At 70.8% G+C, this 14,837-nt stretch carries 15 protein-coding genes; 7 read left to right on the plus strand and 8 right to left on the minus strand.

What is annotated here, in order from left to right; all coding sequences use genetic code 11:
- Window positions 1–65: 65 nt before the first annotated feature.
- The 3 genes from AWQ71_RS21900 to AWQ71_RS21910 all read right to left on the minus strand — a co-directional run bounded on the left by AWQ71_RS21900 (window position 66) and on the right by AWQ71_RS21910 (window position 1,725).
- Entirely contained in the window at window positions 66–548 is a 483-nt protein-coding gene (locus tag AWQ71_RS21900; RefSeq protein ID WP_174550747.1) for a MarR family winged helix-turn-helix transcriptional regulator, read from the minus strand.
- Window positions 549–710: 162 nt separating this feature from the next.
- Entirely contained in the window at window positions 711–1,397 is a 687-nt protein-coding gene (locus AWQ71_RS21905) for a class F sortase (protein ID WP_157570480.1), read from the minus strand.
- Window positions 1,390–1,725 (minus strand): hypothetical protein, encoded by a 336-nt coding sequence (locus AWQ71_RS21910; protein WP_067136097.1) that lies wholly within the window; start codon window positions 1,723–1,725, stop codon window positions 1,390–1,392. The genes AWQ71_RS21905 and AWQ71_RS21910 overlap by 8 nt, the downstream gene beginning before the upstream one ends.
- Before the next feature lie 178 nt (window positions 1,726–1,903).
- On the opposite strand from AWQ71_RS21910, the gene AWQ71_RS21915 reads away from it, so the two are divergent.
- From AWQ71_RS21915 to AWQ71_RS21930, 4 genes are all read left to right on the plus strand, one after another.
- Window positions 1,904–2,596 carry a response regulator gene (locus tag AWQ71_RS21915; RefSeq protein ID WP_174550748.1) on the plus strand — a complete coding sequence of 231 codons (693 nt, stop codon included), beginning with the start codon at window positions 1,904–1,906 and terminating at the stop codon, window positions 2,594–2,596.
- Complete coding sequence (locus AWQ71_RS21920; protein ID WP_245658407.1) at window positions 2,593–4,080, plus strand: ATP-binding protein; 1,488 nt, start codon at window positions 2,593–2,595, stop codon at window positions 4,078–4,080. Before AWQ71_RS21915 ends, AWQ71_RS21920 begins: the two co-directional genes overlap by 4 nt.
- On the plus strand, window positions 4,077–4,616 hold the full coding sequence (locus AWQ71_RS21925) for a hypothetical protein (protein WP_067136101.1): 540 nt from the start codon (window positions 4,077–4,079) through the stop codon (window positions 4,614–4,616). Before AWQ71_RS21920 ends, AWQ71_RS21925 begins: the two co-directional genes overlap by 4 nt.
- Before the next feature lie 263 nt (window positions 4,617–4,879).
- Window positions 4,880–5,221 carry a hypothetical protein gene (locus AWQ71_RS21930; protein WP_157570481.1) on the plus strand — a complete coding sequence of 114 codons (342 nt, stop codon included), beginning with the start codon at window positions 4,880–4,882 and terminating at the stop codon, window positions 5,219–5,221.
- 82 nt (window positions 5,222–5,303) lie between these two features.
- Here AWQ71_RS21930 and AWQ71_RS42715 read toward each other — a convergent pair whose 3' ends face one another.
- A complete protein-coding gene (locus AWQ71_RS42715; RefSeq protein WP_067136105.1) occupies window positions 5,304–6,371 on the minus strand; it encodes a DUF5685 family protein in 1,068 nt (355 codons plus the stop codon).
- A gap of 144 nt (window positions 6,372–6,515) precedes the next feature.
- On the opposite strand from AWQ71_RS42715, the gene AWQ71_RS21940 reads away from it, so the two are divergent.
- Window positions 6,516–7,370, plus strand: coding sequence for a hypothetical protein (locus tag AWQ71_RS21940; protein WP_067136107.1), 855 nt, complete (start codon window positions 6,516–6,518; stop codon window positions 7,368–7,370).
- A 70-nt stretch (window positions 7,371–7,440) separates the two neighbouring features.
- Here the strand turns inward: AWQ71_RS21940 and AWQ71_RS21945 are convergent, their stop codons facing one another.
- The gene (locus AWQ71_RS21945) at window positions 7,441–7,899 is read right to left on the minus strand and encodes a nuclear transport factor 2 family protein (protein WP_084259143.1); all 459 of its coding nucleotides are present in this window, start codon (window positions 7,897–7,899) and stop codon (window positions 7,441–7,443) included.
- A gap of 78 nt (window positions 7,900–7,977) precedes the next feature.
- On the opposite strand from AWQ71_RS21945, the gene AWQ71_RS21950 reads away from it, so the two are divergent.
- On the plus strand, window positions 7,978–8,550 hold the full coding sequence (locus AWQ71_RS21950; protein WP_218001901.1) for a TetR/AcrR family transcriptional regulator: 573 nt from the start codon (window positions 7,978–7,980) through the stop codon (window positions 8,548–8,550).
- 179 nt (window positions 8,551–8,729) lie between these two features.
- Complete coding sequence (locus tag AWQ71_RS21955; protein WP_084259144.1) at window positions 8,730–10,694, plus strand: FHA domain-containing protein; 1,965 nt, start codon at window positions 8,730–8,732, stop codon at window positions 10,692–10,694.
- Between the two features lie 3 nt (window positions 10,695–10,697).
- On the opposite strand, the gene AWQ71_RS21960 is transcribed toward AWQ71_RS21955, so the two are convergent.
- The 3 genes from AWQ71_RS21960 to AWQ71_RS44660 form a co-directional block, all read right to left on the minus strand.
- A complete protein-coding gene (locus tag AWQ71_RS21960; RefSeq protein ID WP_067136111.1) occupies window positions 10,698–11,453 on the minus strand; it encodes a maleylpyruvate isomerase family mycothiol-dependent enzyme in 756 nt (251 codons plus the stop codon).
- Window positions 11,453–11,995: a TetR/AcrR family transcriptional regulator gene (locus tag AWQ71_RS21965; RefSeq protein ID WP_245658408.1), complete on the minus strand. Its 543-nt coding sequence runs from the start codon at window positions 11,993–11,995 to the stop codon at window positions 11,453–11,455. Before AWQ71_RS21965 ends, AWQ71_RS21960 begins: the two co-directional genes overlap by 1 nt.
- Before the next feature lie 257 nt (window positions 11,996–12,252).
- Window positions 12,253–14,607 (minus strand): GH1 family beta-glucosidase, encoded by a 2,355-nt coding sequence (locus AWQ71_RS44660; RefSeq protein ID WP_067136113.1) that lies wholly within the window; start codon window positions 14,605–14,607, stop codon window positions 12,253–12,255.
- Window positions 14,608–14,837 lie beyond the last annotated feature (230 nt).

Consider the following 14,837-nt stretch of genomic DNA (forward strand, 5'->3'; position numbering starts at 1 on the left):
GTGCCACGAACCATATTAGTTCGTTGCACGAACCACAACTCTTCTCGGGAACGCGATGTCGCGCGTCAGTGCTCGCGAGCGGCGGGACCCCCCTCGTCCGGCTCCAGGAAGACCACGGGAACCTCGTTGTCCAGCACGACGCGGCCCAGCAGGTCGGCGAGCGTGCCGCGGTCGGCCGGGCTGAGACTCCCCGGCAACTCCTCGATCCGCCGGCACGTCTCGGTGTAGAACTCCCTCGCTACCTTGCTGCCCTGCGCGGTAAGCGCGACCTGCACCGCGCGCGCGTCATGCGGATCCGGTTCGCGCCGAACCAGGCCGTTGCGCTCGGTGCGGTCCACCAGGCCGGTGAGGCTCGACTTGGCCAGCTTCAGCATCGCCCCCAGCTCACTCATGCCATGCGGCCGCGCCATCAGCACGCACAGCAACTGCCCCTGCTGCGGAGTCAGTCCGTGCTCCCGCCCCGATTCGGCGTACACGGCATTCACCAAGAACGAGGAGCGCACCAGCGCGGCCACAACTCCGATCTGGCCATCATCAGGTTTATCCATTCGTCCAGGATAACAGCGGACACCCTCTTAATTCGTGCGACGAACTATGCGCGTAACGGGCGTGGAGAGGTGACCGGGTGCGGCACGCCGGTCGAGATCGGCGTCGATCTTGGGCGTGCTTGGGAGTGTTTGGGCGGAACCCCGATCGCCGTCCTGTCCCCGTCACCGAGTTGAGAGACGGGCGTAGAGGATGACGTTGTCGGTGTAGTGGCCGCGCCGGCGGTCGAACACGCCGCCGCAGGTCACCAGGCGCAGGCCCGCGTGGTCCAGCGGGCCGTACACGCGGCGGGTGGGGAACCGGCTCTTCGGCACCAACTCCACCGACTCGACCACGAAGGTGGCCACCGAGCCGTCGGCGCGGCCGACCTCGACGGTGTCCCCGGTCCGCATGCGGCCGAGGTCGTAGAAGACGCCCTTGCGGCCCGCGCCGTCGACGTGGCCGAGGATGACCGCCGCCCCGCGCTCGCCCGGGGTCGCCCCGTGCGCGTACCAGCCGGCCTCCTCGGGGTGGTCCACCGGCGGGATCTGCACGGTGCCGTCGGGGTTGAGCCCGAGCCGGCCGAGCGCCACGTGGACGCCGATCTTCGCGATGTCCAGGCGGCGCGGCTCGGACGGCCGGAGCGCGGGCGCCGCGGTGGAGGAGATCCGCTCCGCCGCGGCGGCCGTTCCCTCGGCGGTCGCCGCGGTCGCCGCGGTCACGGGCGGCGGGGCCGGAGGGGTGTCCGCCGGGAGAACCCCGCAGCCCACGAACACGGCGCCGGTCACAACGACGGCGGCGGCCGCCACGCCCAGGGCGCGACGACCGCCGTCCGTCCTCGCGCCCGGCATGTCAGGCGCTGAATCAGGCACCGGCACGCGACCTGCGGCGCAGCGCCAGCACGCCCATCCCGGCCCCCGCGGCGAGAAGTGCGGCGCCCGTCGGAACCAGCACGCTCGCGGTGTCCGAGGGGCCGCCGCCGGTCTCCGGGGCGCCGCGCGGCACGACCCGAGGGCGCGGAGTCGGGGCGGCCTTCTTCTCGCCCGGGGACTCCGGCGCGGCCGACGGCACGGGCGAGGGGAAGAGCGAGGGCTTGGCGGCCGCCGGCTGGGCGTCCGCCATGGCGGTGGAAGCCATGGGCGCGGCCAGTACGGCGATGCCGAGCGCCGAGGCGGCCAGCGCGGTACGGATGAATCGCATGTGTCCTCCTTGCGCGGCGGCGTGGCGGGAGGATCCCCGCAGCGCGCGCCGGTCGTTGATCAGGAACGACGTCGATGCTGGCAGGGGAATGTCCGCCGACCATGACCGGAATGTCATGAGCATGTAATGGATGTCGGCATTCGCAGGGAGAAGAACCGGCGTACCGGATACTTGACGAGTGGCCCGGGTAATGCTGATCGAGGACGACCACTCCGTACGGGAGAGCCTGCGTCTGTCGTTGGGCCGGAACGGGCACGACGTCGAGGCCGCGCGGACCGGCGAGGAAGGACTTCGCCGCCTGTCCGCCGCCCCCGCCGACATCGTGGTGCTCGATCTCATGCTTCCCGGGCTCGACGGATTCGAGGTGTGCCGCCGCATCCGCGCCGGGGGTTCCACGCCGATCGTCATGCTCACCGCCCGCGGCGACGACCTCGACGTGGTCAGCGGCCTGGAGGCGGGCGCCGACGACTACGTGGTGAAGCCGGTCCGGCCGCGCGTGCTGGAGGCGCGGATCCGCGCGGTGCTGCGGCGCGGAGGGCCCGCCGCGGCGGAGGCCGCCGCCTCGGCCGGGCCGGAGACCCACGGTGACCTGACCATCGACCGGGGCGCCCTCACCGTGTTCAGGGCCGGGGTCCCGATCGCTCTGCCTCCGACGGAGCTGCGGCTGCTGCTGGAGCTGTCGGCGGCCTACAACCAGGTGTTCAGCCGCCAGCAACTTCTGGAGTCGGTCTGGGAACTCGACTTCCTCGGCGACTCCCGGCTGGTGGACGCGTGCGTGCAGCGGCTGCGCGCGAAGATCGAGGACGTCCCCTCCAAGCCCCGGTACATCCAGACGGTGCGCGGGTTCGGATACCGGTTCGGCCCCCTGTGAGGCGAGATCGCGGGAACGGCCGGCTCCCCGTCTGGGTGCGCGGGCTGCGCCCCCGGCTGATGATCGTCTGCGTGCTCCTCGCGGTGCTCAGCGCCGTGACCGCCGCCGGGCTGGTGTATCGCCAGGCGCGCGACCTCATGCTGGCCCGTACGGAATGGTCGCTCGTCAACGAGTTCCGGCTGCGTGTCGCGACGCTCACCGAGAACATGCAGCACCCGCCGGACCGGCCGGCGCTACAACGGCTGGCCAACGGCGTCGCGCCCTCGTTCCTGGAGGCGACCGGGGCCGCCGCCTACCGGGGCGGGGGACTGGTCGCCTCGGGCGACGACACGGGCGCGATCACGTCCGAGCTGCGCCGGACCGTCCTCGACCGCGACCGTCTCTTCTACCAGCGCGTCGTCAGGTCCGGCACGCCGTACCTGGTGGTCGGCACGCCGGTGATGCTCGGCAAGCAGGCCACCTCGTCGGGCGTCGAGGTGTACCTCGTGGTCTCCCTCGCCAAGGAACAGAGAGAGGAGGAGCTCCTGGTCACGGCCGCGAGGAACGGGGCGATCCCTGTCGCGCTGCTCGCCGTGGCGCTCGCCCTGGTGGCGGCGCGCGGGGTCCTGCGCCCGGTCCGCGACCTCGACCGGGCGGCGCGCAGGCTCGGCGCCGGCGAACTGGACACGCGCCTGAAGGCGACCGGCGGCGACGAGCTGGCGCGGCTGGTCAAAACGTTCAACGCCACGGCCGCCGCCCTGGAGGCGAACGTCTCGGAACTGCGGACCATGGAGGTCCAGGCCCGCCGGTTCGTCGCCGACGTGTCGCACGAGCTGCGCACCCCGCTGGCGTCCATCCTCGCGATGGCCGACGTGTTCGAGGAGGAGGCCGGCCACCTGGAGGGCGACCTGGAGCAGGCGGCCCGCCTGATGAACCTCGAAGTCGGCAGGCTGGTCCGGCTCGTCGAGGACCTCATGGAGATCTCCCGGTTCGACGCCGGCGCGGCGAAGCTGGTCCTGGACGACGTCGACACGGCGGACGCGATCCGCGCCTGCCTGCGGACCCGCGGCTGGACCGGACAGGTGGGCCTCGATCTGCCCGCGGGTGTACGGATCCGGCTGGATCCGCGCCGGTTCGATGTGATCATGGCGAACCTCGTGGGCAACGCCCTCCGCCACGGCGCGCCCCCGGTCACCGTACGGCTCCGCGCCGAGGGCGAGACCGTCGTCATCGAGGTGCGGGACGCGGGCGACGGGGTGGACCCGCGCATCCTTCCGCACGTCTTCGACCGTTTCTCCAAGGCCGACGAGGCGCGGACCAGGTCGGACGGAAGCGGCCTCGGGCTCGCCATCGCCCGCGAGAACGCCCGCCTGCACGGCGGCACGATCGAGGTGGCCAACCCGCCGGAAGGAGGAGCCGTGTTCACCCTCACGCTGCCCCGCCACCCGCGGCCGCCCCAGAGCGACCCCGGCGACGCCTCACCGATCGGGAGGGGCGAACGGTGATCTTCCGTACCCGCCGCGCGGCGGCGGCCCTCGCGGTGGTCGTCGTGTCGTCGATGGCGGCGGCCGGCTGCGGCATCGCCCCGACCGGCGTCAGGGACGGAGGCGAGCCCGCGGTGGGGTTCCGCCCGAGCGTCCGGCTGTACTTCGTGGCGGGCGCGCGGCTCCGGGCCGTGACCCGCCCCATCCCGTCGCTAACACTGAAGGAGACCCTCGACCTGCTGCTCGACGGGCCGAGCGCCGACGAGCGCAAACGAGGGCTGCGCACCGACCTGATCGCCGATGTACAGGGGCCGCTGAAGGCCAGCGCGGGCCGCGCGAGGGTCGTGATCACGCTCCCGTCGCCCAAGCCGCCGTATCCGACGCCACGGCCGGAACTCCTCTCCACCGACCTGTCGATGGGGCAGCTCACCTGCACCGCCGCGGGCGCCGTCGCCGCGCGCGAGAACATCGACCTTGACGCGGTCACCGTCGTCTTCCGGCGCGGGAAGATCGGCCGGCCCGAGTCGTTCCACTGCTCGGAATTCCCCCGAGGCTAGCCCCCGCCCTTTTCTCATTCACCCGGAACGGACCGGCGCGAGAGCCTTCCCGAGGATGTTCAGGAACGGGAGGATGAGGGTCACGCCAAAAGAGCATTCGGGAGGACAGCCCCGTGTCTATCGCTCCACCGGACGAAGCCCCTGAAACGACGGAAGGGGGGAACGGAAGGCGGCGACGGGTACGCGTGGCGGCAGCGGTCGTGCTTTTCCTCCCCCTGCTCTTCGGCGTCGGCAAGATGCCGGAGTGGATTCACAATCGTCAGATGGACGAACTCGCCGACCGATTCCTGAGTTATCCCCTGCCCCCGGAGACAGGAATCGACTCGGCGGATTTCCACGGCTCGGTGGCGGCGTACGGCATGAAGGACATGTGCACCTACCGGCTCCGTTTCGACCTGAACACCGAGTTGTCGGTAGAGGAGATCGCCCGGTACTACGAGACGGCGAACATCGCGCCGAACGACGGAGGGAGCGGAATCCTTGAGATCAGGGTGTGGACGACTCCCCAATCGCCGTCCTCTTCCGACGCGTCCGGGAGGATTCCGGTCATCGTCGAGATCCAGGACCGCGACCACGGCTCACTCTGGGATCTCCGCTGCATGTGACCGCCCTGCCCGTCGGCTGGAAATCACGCGGACGACCGTGGCGGGGTCACGCCGCTTCGGTTAAGCGGCGTGCCTACGGCGGTCACTCGCAGCAGGTGCAGCAGTTACAGCAGGTGCAACACTCGCAGCAGCTGCCGTCGCGCAGGTAGCAGCGCTCCTCGCAGGGGCGGCCCTTGCGCTTGCTCCACCGCGGCCGCCACAGACCGCAGGTGAAGAAAGTGCCCACGCCGGCCGATGACTTGCGCACCCAGCCCGGCTGCTCGTAGGAGGCCGTCGCGGCATGGTCGCCGAAGGTCCGCTCGATCGCCCGCCGTACCTCGGTGTCGAGCAGCACGTCCACCAGGTGCCGGTCGGCCAGGCCCACCTCGCGCAGCGCCAGGGCCAGGCCGTGCGCGGCGTCGTCGCACAGCCGCCGCGCCTCGGCGCGACCGGTGCCGGTGGCGGTCAGCGGGTTGAACGCGCCCCGGGCGTCGTCCTCGTCCTGGTCGGCGACCGCGTCCAGCAGGTGGGCGATGCGGCCGAAGAAACCGCCCGCCTCGGCCAGCGCCGCGGCGTTGCCCGGCCGTTCGGCCAGCACCGCCGTGTGGGCGAACGCCGCCGCGACGGCCTGCTCGGTGGGGGCGGTCAGCTCCAGCAGCCCGATCGGCCGCCCGTCGAGCGGGAAAGCCGACCCCGCCTGGCGCTCCAGCTCCAACTGGCGGTCCACGGTCGAGGTCAGCACGCCGACGTCGAACCCGACCCCGGCGGCCAGCCGGGCGCCGCCCTTCTGCCACCGGGCCGCCAGTCTCGTACGCGCCGCGACCGTGGCGGCGGCGACGTCTCCGTCGGCCACCTGGTCGCGCATCCGGCTCGCGGCCAGCACCAGCGAAACCCCGGCGGCGAGCCGGGCGCCCCGCGCTCGCGCGTCCACCACGTCAGCCGTACGGAATCCCCGCAGCGCGCACGGACCGGCGGTCCGATGCGGCGAGGCCGAAGGAAGCTGCGCCTCGGCGAGCACCGAGATGATCAGCGTGTCGTAGTTGGTGGCCAGCCGGGCCGCGTGACTCTGGCCATCCCGCAAGGTGAGGCACAGCCCGCAGAGGTGTGCCCGCCACGCCTCGTGCAGCGAAGGACAGGAGTGCGTGCTGCACGGGCGAATGATTCCGAACAAGGGGCCTCGCCGGGTTTGGAATGCTATAACCGCGTAACCGCAGGAATATACACCCGTGCCGATCGTTCACGGCGGGTTCCGGCGCGAACGATTACCGCCTTCGGACATGGTGAACCCATGAGCGTTTTGGCCCGTCTCAGGGGCATGAGAGGCATCTGGCTCGCCGCCGTGCTCGTGGCACTCGCCACCTGCGGGACGGCCTCGGCCGCGATCGTGCCCAAATTGCGGTACCAGGCCGACGGGATGGTGCTCTCCAACCCGAAGCACGGCCCCCAGCTCTGCGCGGCGTTCAATGCATCCATGCCGCCCCAGTGCGGCGGCCCCGACGTCATCGGGTGGGACTGGGACGCGGTCGAGCACTCCGCCCAGCGCGGTGTGCGCTGGGGCGAATACGACGTGGTCGGCACCTGGGACGGGACGAGCCTGACGCTCACTGAGCCTCCGCGCCCCGCCAAGCCGCGCCCGGCCCGGAGCGATCGGCCCGACTTCACCACACCGTGTCCGACGCCCGAGGGCGGCTGGCGTCCGGTCGCACCGGAGAAGGCCACCGACAAGGCGTTGCACGCGGCGATCGACAGAGCCCACAAGCTCCCCGGATACGCGGCCGGCTGGCTGGACCAGGGCTACCTGGACGAGATCGACGGCTATGACTCCAACGACCCGCGTTATGTGGAGCGATACGCCAACGACCCCAGACGGCTCGTGCTGAACCTGCGGTTCACCGGCGACGCGACCGCCCGCGAGTCCGCGATCCGCGAGGTTTGGGGTGGCCCGCTGTGCCTGAGCCGGGCTCCGCACAGCGAGAAGGAACTCCAAGTCGTTGAAGGAAGGGCGTTGAAGGAGATCAAGGGCGTGTTCTCCGCCGGGGTGGACGGGCAGGCGGGCCACGTCTCGATCGGGGTCTGGGCGGTCACGCCCGAGCTCCAGCGTGAGATCGACGAGAAGTACGGCAAGGGCCTGGTGGTTCTCCACGCCTACCTGAAGCCGGTGCGCTCCTGAACCCCGCAGCGAGACTCGGCGGTCTCGACCGGCGCTGTTGGATCGTGGGGCAGCCGGGGAGGGCGCCTGGTCAGGACGTTTGCTGCTCCTCGAACACGGCGACCATGGCGCGCAGCCGGCCAAGCGCGCCGTACGTGCCGAAGACGTCCATGTAATCCCGCATGTCGATGATCTTTCCGTCCCTGACCCGGCCCAGCAGCAGTCCTGTGGCGCGGAACGGCCGGCCGTCCGGGTTCAGGGAGCCCACGCCGACCCATTCCCCGACGATCACCTCGGGGTCGGCTGCGGGGTGGACGACCACGTCCTCGATCTTCGTCAATCGCACCGGGCTGTCGCCCCAGGCGGCCCGGTAGAACGCGCGTACCTCTTCACGCCCGTCAAGGCGTTCCGGCGCTCCGGGGACGCGGAACGGGAACGCGTGAGCGGCGTCGTCGGCGTACAGGTCGGCGAGGTCGTCGGCCGATCTGTCGATCATCGCCTGGTGGTAGCGGGCCAGAACCTCGCGCGGGGTAAGGCAGGTCGACGGCATGGTCGTGCTCCATTCGCTCAACACTTGTTGACTCAACGAGCGTAGAGCGAAATGGCGCAGCGGGTCAACGTAAAGTCGGTGACCGTGAAGGACGAGCCGACGGCACGTGCCCAGCGCAGGCGTCAGACGGAGGAGCGCATCCTGTCCAGCGCTCGGCGCGCGTTCGCGCAACGAGGGTTCGAGCGCGCCACGATCAGGGCGATCGCGGCCGAGGCCGAGGTCGACCCGGCCCTGGTCATCCAGTACTTCGGGTCGAAACAGGAGCTCTTCCAGCGATCCGTGCAGTTGGGGTCGGTCCCGCCGCTGTCGGGAGACGTGGACGAGCTCGTCGAGGCCGTGCTCGCCAGGATCGGCATGAAGATCGGATCACTCCCGCAGGCGACGCTGGCGATGATGCGGTCGATGCTCACCCACCCCGAGGCCGCCGATCAGGCTCGGGCCACGCTCGACGGCCAGGTGGTGGAGCTCGGTTCGGCGATCGAGGCCGAGGACGCGGATCTCCGTGCCGCCTTGATGGTCAGCACGATGCTCGGTGTGACGATCGCCCATCAGCTGCTCGACCTGACCGCGCTGCGCGGAGCGTCCCCGCAGAAGATCGCCGAGCTGCTCCGTCCGGGGCTGCGCGCGGTGGCCGGAGTCGATCCGCAGTAGTCCGCGCCGCGGCGGCGTCCGGCCGGTGGAGTCGTGCGCCGGGTCAAACCAGGGGCGAAGCGCGGGCGGGTGCCACTTTCGGCGGCGAAAGCCGCAAATTACGGACTATTTCCCGAAGCCACGAAGCGTGTCACGATAAGTGGTCAACATCGGTTAGCCGATGGAGAAGGGTGCAGCCCATGCCGCCTGCGATCGTCGGGCATGAAGGTCCTCTCGCCGGACAGCGGTTCCCGATCAGCGACAAACCGATCACCTTCGGTCGCAGGGGCGACAACAGTGTGGTGATCACGAGCGAAAGGGCGTCGCGCTTTCATGCCGAAGTGCGGCGCGAGGCCGACGACTATGTCGTGCACGACCGCGGAAGCCGCAACGGCACGCTGGTCAACGGACAACGTGTCACCTCCCACGTGCTCCGCCCCGGCGACACGATCACCATCGGCGGGGAGACGTTCCGGTTCGAGGCGTTCGACGAATCGGAGACGGTCATGGACGCCTCGCTGCTCCAGACGGTCGTCGGGTCCGTGCCGAGCGTCGAACCGGGCCAGGTCCTGCGCGTCACCGTTTCGGGTGGCGGCCCCGTCGGCTTGGGCCTCGCCCTGCTGCTCGACCACCTCATGGGGCAGCGGGTGGCCATCACGATGTACGACGGCCGCTGGATCCAGGACGGATCACGTGTCGTCTGGAAGAACGCGGCACAGGGCAACAACCGGCGGCAGCAGGTCGTGACGGTCCAGAGCCGCCAGTACCTGAACCTTCCGGAGGAGGTCCAGGCGCGGCTGTTCACCGCCGGCTCCTACACGGAGATGTGGCCGGCCGGTCCCGATTCGATTCGCGGCTACAGCCCGCGGAACATCCGGATCGCGTACGTCGAGGACACGCTGCTCGAGATGGCGAACGAGAAAGCCGGCCGCATCCGCCTGATCCCCGCCAACTTCGATCCGGAGAAACACCACGAGGCCGTGGCGGGGGACCACGTGCTGGCCATCTGCGAGGGAGGGCGCTCGCGTACCCGCGAGCATTTCACCGACAAGTTCGGCAAGGCCGACAAATCGATCTACTCGCTGGACGGCACGCACGTACAGGACGTCGTGCTGGGGCTACGGGTGAAGTCCGGCCTGTCGGACCCCATGACCGTCCTGCTGACCGTGGCCCAGAATCGTTTCCTCCTGAACGCGCTGCGCGGCGAGGGATTCCTGAACATGCGCCTCACCGACGAGGAGGCCAAGGAAGTCGTCGGCATCGACCCCGTCCGGCACGTGTTCGAAGAATGCATCGCCTCCAGCCCGTGCCTGATGGCGCGCAACGAAGACGGCGACTTCCACTGCTCGACGCACCGGACGCTTTTCCTGCCCGCCCTGATCAGGGGATCGGCGTTGTGGAAGCGGGCGAAGGAAGGGCTGGTGCTCTTCGGCATCACGGAAGACGACGTGAGCGCGGTCACCGCGTTCCGGCTGGACATGGTGCAGCGGCCGCGTTTCACGGCGCAGTTGTACTCCCCGACGTCGACCACGCCCGGAACGTACGGGTTCCTTCTTGGGGACGCGGCCAACGCGATCCACTTCTGGCCGGGGCGCGGACTCAACAGCGGGTTGGCGTCGGCCATCTCGCTGGCGCGGTCGCTCAACCGCAACTGGCGCGGCCGGCCGCTCCGCGACGCGGACTTCATCCGGCACGAAGCGGCGATGTCGATGCTGCAGTACCGGCACAAGAGCCGCGCGTGGAACGCGATGGTGACGACCGACGAGAACGGGGTCACCCGGGCGATCAAAGACACGATCGTCCAGGGCATCGACGAGGGCGACGCCGGTTCGGACAAGGACGCGGACATCGACGCCCTGACAGAGCGACTGCACCGGATCCGCGCTCGCCTGTCGCCGCGGATCCCCGGCATGCCGGACGACGCGACCCTCGTCGAGCACCTGCGCAAGCTGAAGAGCGAGACCATGCGGACCCTGCTGGTCAGCGGCGCCTGGGACACGTTGGTCGTCGGAGGCGAAGAGGTCGACATCGACATCTTCGACCGGCCGGTCTCGCCGGACCCGCCCCCGCCCGACAAGCGCCTGGTCTCGTCGCGCGGCGAGGGGCCGCACAGGCGGACCACGGCGGTCTCGGGCGGATCCGGCGACGCGGTGCCGCCCGGATGACCCTCAGAAGGGCACGGGCTGGGTGAGCAGCCCGGTTCCTTCGCCTCGGCCGGAGAGGATCCGGCAGAACTCGACGGCGTCCAGCGTGATCTCCTCGCCGTCGCCGTCGCCGCCGATGAAAGCGCCTCCCGCCGGACCGTGCAGATGGAGCCGGAACGGCCGGCCGTGCCGCCGCGCCCACTCGGCCACCACGTCCGCCACGATCCGGCCGTCATGGTCCGGCGTGAGCACCGACGGACGACCCGTCGCCCGGGCGATGTCGACGCGGTGCATCCACGTGTCGCGGGTGTAGATGACGTCGTACAGGAAGCCCAGCGCCCAGGTCTCCGTCACTCCCGCGACGTCCGACTTGAACGGCAACCGGCGCAGCGGCGCCGGCAGTCTGCGCCGGGCCCGGGCGGCGCGCGGCGCGGTGGCGACGAGCCGTTCGACCAGCAGGGACGTGCTCAGGTGGGCCCGCTCGGCGACCTGCACCTCGGTCATGCCGTCGATGAGCGGACGGCCGCCCGCCGCCCGGCCGCCCGCCCGGATCTGGTGGACCAGCTCACGCGGGGAGACGATCGACTCCATCGCGCCCAGGACGTGCGCGACCATGGCCCGCACGTCCCAGGCCGGGCAGTCGGTCGGCCTGGTCCAGTCATCGGCGTCCAGCGACCGGACCAGGTCGACGAAACGCTCGTTCTCGGCCGCCGCCAGCGAGGCGGCCTGTGGGCGATCGAGTAACGACACCGACTCGATCGTCGTCGCGCTGTCGGGCATCAGCGGACCTTTCTCCTCGTACGGGTGTTCATGTGGGCGAGGAACATCTCCATGGCCTCGTCGACGAGCTTGAGCCAGCGATCGCCGCCCGGGTCGTTGGAGATCTGCTGGTCGGCCAGGCCGGTGGTGAGCGCGGTGAGCATGTCCAGCGCTCCGGGGGCGGTGATGCCGATCTTCACCAGCGCCGCCCGCAGTGACTCGAGCGCCTCGACGGCCAGGGCGTACGACTCGGCGGACGGCTCGAACCCGGGGACCGTCCGCTGGAACATCAGCTGGTAGCGGGCCGGGTCCTCGACGCAGAAGTCGATGAACATCCGGGCGCCGGCCCGTAGATCGGTCAAGGCGTCGCCGGTGAGGTCGAGCCGCGACACCCGCCCGAGGAACTCCCGGCAGCCCTGGGCGTACATGGCGTCGTAGACGGCGTGCTTGGACGCGAAGTAGGAGTACACCGACGGCGGGCGCATCCCCACCTTGCGCGCCACGTCCCGCAGCGTCAGCCCGGCCAGGCCGTCGGCGCGGGCGACCTCCCAGGCGGCGTCCAAGATCTCGGTCTTCGTCCGCTCATGCCGTTCGGCTCTTCTATCGCGAGTCGGTTCTCCTAACACGATTAGGACTATCACACGGCGTTAGGAGATGGTCAAGAGTCGCCGGTGGCGCCGCGGTCGGTTTTCCACGTCAGGTCAACGCGCCCACCGGCATGACCTGATGTGCCGACCCCAAGGCCGGTCAGAGGATCGGCGACGCGGTGCGGAACGACGGCGCCTTCACCTGCCGCTGAGATGCCTCGCGCGGGCGAGGGTCACGTCGTGGCGCGGACCACCAGACGGGTGGGGAGCACGACGGAAGTGGTGTGCCGGCCGTCGAGGCGGGACAGGAGCAGGCGGGCCAGGGCCAGCGCCTGCTCCGTGGTGGGCACCCGGACGGTGGTGAGCGGCGGGGTCGTGCAGGAGGCGGCGTGGACGTCGTCGAAGCCCACGATCGCCAGGTCCCGGGGCACCTGGAGCCCCGCCTCGCGCGCCGCCTCCAGCGCGCCGATCGCCAGCTCGTCGGAGGTGGCGAACACCGCGTTCAGGTCGGGATGGCCGGACAGGAGCTCGCGGGCCGCCGCGCCGCCCGACTGTCTGTCCAGACCGGCGAGCGCGATCGCCGGCCGCAGCCCGTCCTCGTGGAGCGCGGCCAGGTGTCCGGCGAGGCGGTCCTGCACGGCGACGAGATCCATCGGCCCGCAGATCACGCCGATGCGGCGGCGTCCCCGGTCGAGGAGGTGCCGGGTCGCGGCCTTCGCGCCGCCCGCGTTGTCCACGTCCACGTACGGCACGAGGGAGGCGATGGCGGGTCGGCCGAGCAGCACGACCGGCACACCGGTACGCGCGAGCCGCTCGGCCAGCGGGTCGGGACCGTCCGGGGGGACGAGGACGACTCCGTCCACCTGCCCCGCCTCCACGTGCCTGATGATGCGCCGATGGCTCTCGGCAGTGTCGGCGAGCATCAGCGTGATCTGCTTGCCCGCCCCCTCCAGGACGCCGGTGACGTACTGGACGACGGCGGAGATCAGCGCGTCGCCGCCGTTCCTGGGGACGGACAGGACGAGCGCGACCGAGTCCGTCCGCTGGGTGACGAGGCTCCTGGCGGCGGCGTTCGGCACGTAGCCCAGCTCCTGGACCGCGCGCAACACGACGGCGCGTGCCTCGGGGCTGACCGACGCCTCGCCGTTGACGACCCGCGAGACCGTGGCCCGGGAGACGCCCGCGCGGGCGGCGACGGTCTCCAGCGTGGGCCGTTTCGGCCGCTCCGCGCCGAGGCCGTTGCGCTTGATGACGTCGCGGTACCACAGGGCGCTGTCCTTGAGCAGCCGCCGCTGGGTGGCGAAGTCGACGTGGACGATGCCGAACTTGCGCCGGTAGCCGTCCGCCCATTCGACGCAGTCGAGCAGTGACCACAACAGGTAGCCGCGGACTCGGGCGCCCTCGTCGAGCGAGGCGCGAAGCGCGCGCAGATGCTCCTCCAGGAAGCTCATCCGCTCGATGTCGTGGACGCCGTCGCCGGCCACGACGTCGACGAAGTCGGCGCCGTTCTCGGTGATCATCACGTCGGTCTCGGGGTACTCCTCCGACAGGCGCCGCAGGACCAGGGAAAGGCCGCTCGGCATGATGGGCCAGCCCATCGCGGTGACGGCCGTGGGCACGCTGCAGAAGAGGACGCCCTCGCTGCCCGGGAAGGCCGGGTCGGCCGGAGCGCCGGGCTGGGCCCGCACCACGATGGGCGTGTAGTAGTTGACGCCCAGCAGGTCGATGGGCCCGCCGATGACGTCGAGGTCCCCGTCGTGGATGTGGTCGAGCCCCGCGACCTTCTCGACCAGAGGCAGCAGATCGGCAGGGTAACGGCCCCGCAGCACCGGCTCCAGGAACTGCCGATTGTTCAGGGCGTCGATCCGCGCCACCGCCTCGGCGTCCTCCTCCGGAAGATCGAGGGACACGTCGCCGAGCTGCGCGGGAGTAAGGACGGGCGAGAGGTTCAGCACGACACCGGCCCTGGCGGCGCCCCGCGCGCGCAGCGCCTCCAGGCCCAGCCCGTGCGCGAGCAGCATGTGGTGGGCGCTGACGAAGGCGTCCGCCGCCGACCGCCGGCCCGGGGCGTGCACGCCCGAGGCGTGGCCGAGGAAGGCGGCCACCTGCGGCTCGTTGAACGTGAACCACGTGTCCACGCGGTCGCCGATCCTGTCGTACACGACGCCGGCGTAGTCGGCGAAGTGGCGGGCCGTGTCACGCGAGGTCCACCCCCCGCCGTCGTGGAGCGCCTGCGGCAGGTCCCAGTGGTACAGGGTGGCGTACGGGGCGATGCCCGCCCGCAGCAACTCGTCCACGAGCCTGTCGTAGAAGTCGAGCCCCGGGCCGTTGACCCGGCCGTGCCCCTCCGGAAGCACCCGTGACCAGCTCACCGAGAACCGGTAGGCGGCGACGCCCAGGTCCTGCATGAGCCGGACGTCGTCGGCGTAGCGCCGGTAGTGATCGCAGGCCGGGTCGCCGTACGCCCCGCCCGCGAAGGTGTCCCAGATGGAGGGGCCCCGGCCGTCCTGGTCGGTGGCGCCCTCGATCTGGAACGCGGACGTGGACACTCCCCAGACGAAACCCTCCGGGAACGAAGCGGTGCGCATCTACGCGAAACCCCCAGGCGACTCGGTGCGCCTAGTCTGCCACCGGGCGTCGCCCGCGGATACGGCGACCGACCGGGGGCGACGGCCCGACAGTTCGCACCGCACCCCTTTCGGGTCGACGGGTCGCGTCTGTACCGGTCCGGTGACCGTGTGCGGTGGCGGCCGGATGGTGAAGCGCCCCGGGTTGGCTGGAGGCTCCCAAGGTTGGAAAGCCGGGAGGCATGGTGGCC

Origin of the sequence: Microtetraspora malaysiensis (assembly GCF_001528665.1) — a bacterium.
Taxonomy (GTDB): domain Bacteria; phylum Actinomycetota; class Actinomycetes; order Streptosporangiales; family Streptosporangiaceae; genus Microtetraspora_A; species Microtetraspora_A malaysiensis.

Bases quoted from the DNA above. Each gene is read 5' to 3' on its own strand.
- AWQ71_RS21900 (WP_174550747.1), bottom strand. From the start codon at position 548: ATGGATAAACCTGATGATGGCCAGATCGGAGTTGTGGCCGCGCTGGTG.
- AWQ71_RS21910 (WP_067136097.1), bottom strand. From the start codon at position 1,725: ATGCGATTCATCCGTACCGCGCTGGCCGCCTCGGCGCTCGGCATCGCC.
- AWQ71_RS21930 (WP_157570481.1), top strand. From the start codon at position 4,880: ATGGACGAACTCGCCGACCGATTCCTGAGTTATCCCCTGCCCCCGGAG.
- AWQ71_RS21940 (WP_067136107.1), top strand. From the start codon at position 6,516: ATGAGAGGCATCTGGCTCGCCGCCGTGCTCGTGGCACTCGCCACCTGC.
- AWQ71_RS21945 (WP_084259143.1), bottom strand. From the start codon at position 7,899: ATGCCGTCGACCTGCCTTACCCCGCGCGAGGTTCTGGCCCGCTACCAC.
- AWQ71_RS21955 (WP_084259144.1), top strand. From the start codon at position 8,730: ATGCCGCCTGCGATCGTCGGGCATGAAGGTCCTCTCGCCGGACAGCGG.
- AWQ71_RS21960 (WP_067136111.1), bottom strand. From the start codon at position 11,453: ATGCCCGACAGCGCGACGACGATCGAGTCGGTGTCGTTACTCGATCGC.
- AWQ71_RS44660 (WP_067136113.1), bottom strand. From the start codon at position 14,607: ATGCGCACCGCTTCGTTCCCGGAGGGTTTCGTCTGGGGAGTGTCCACG.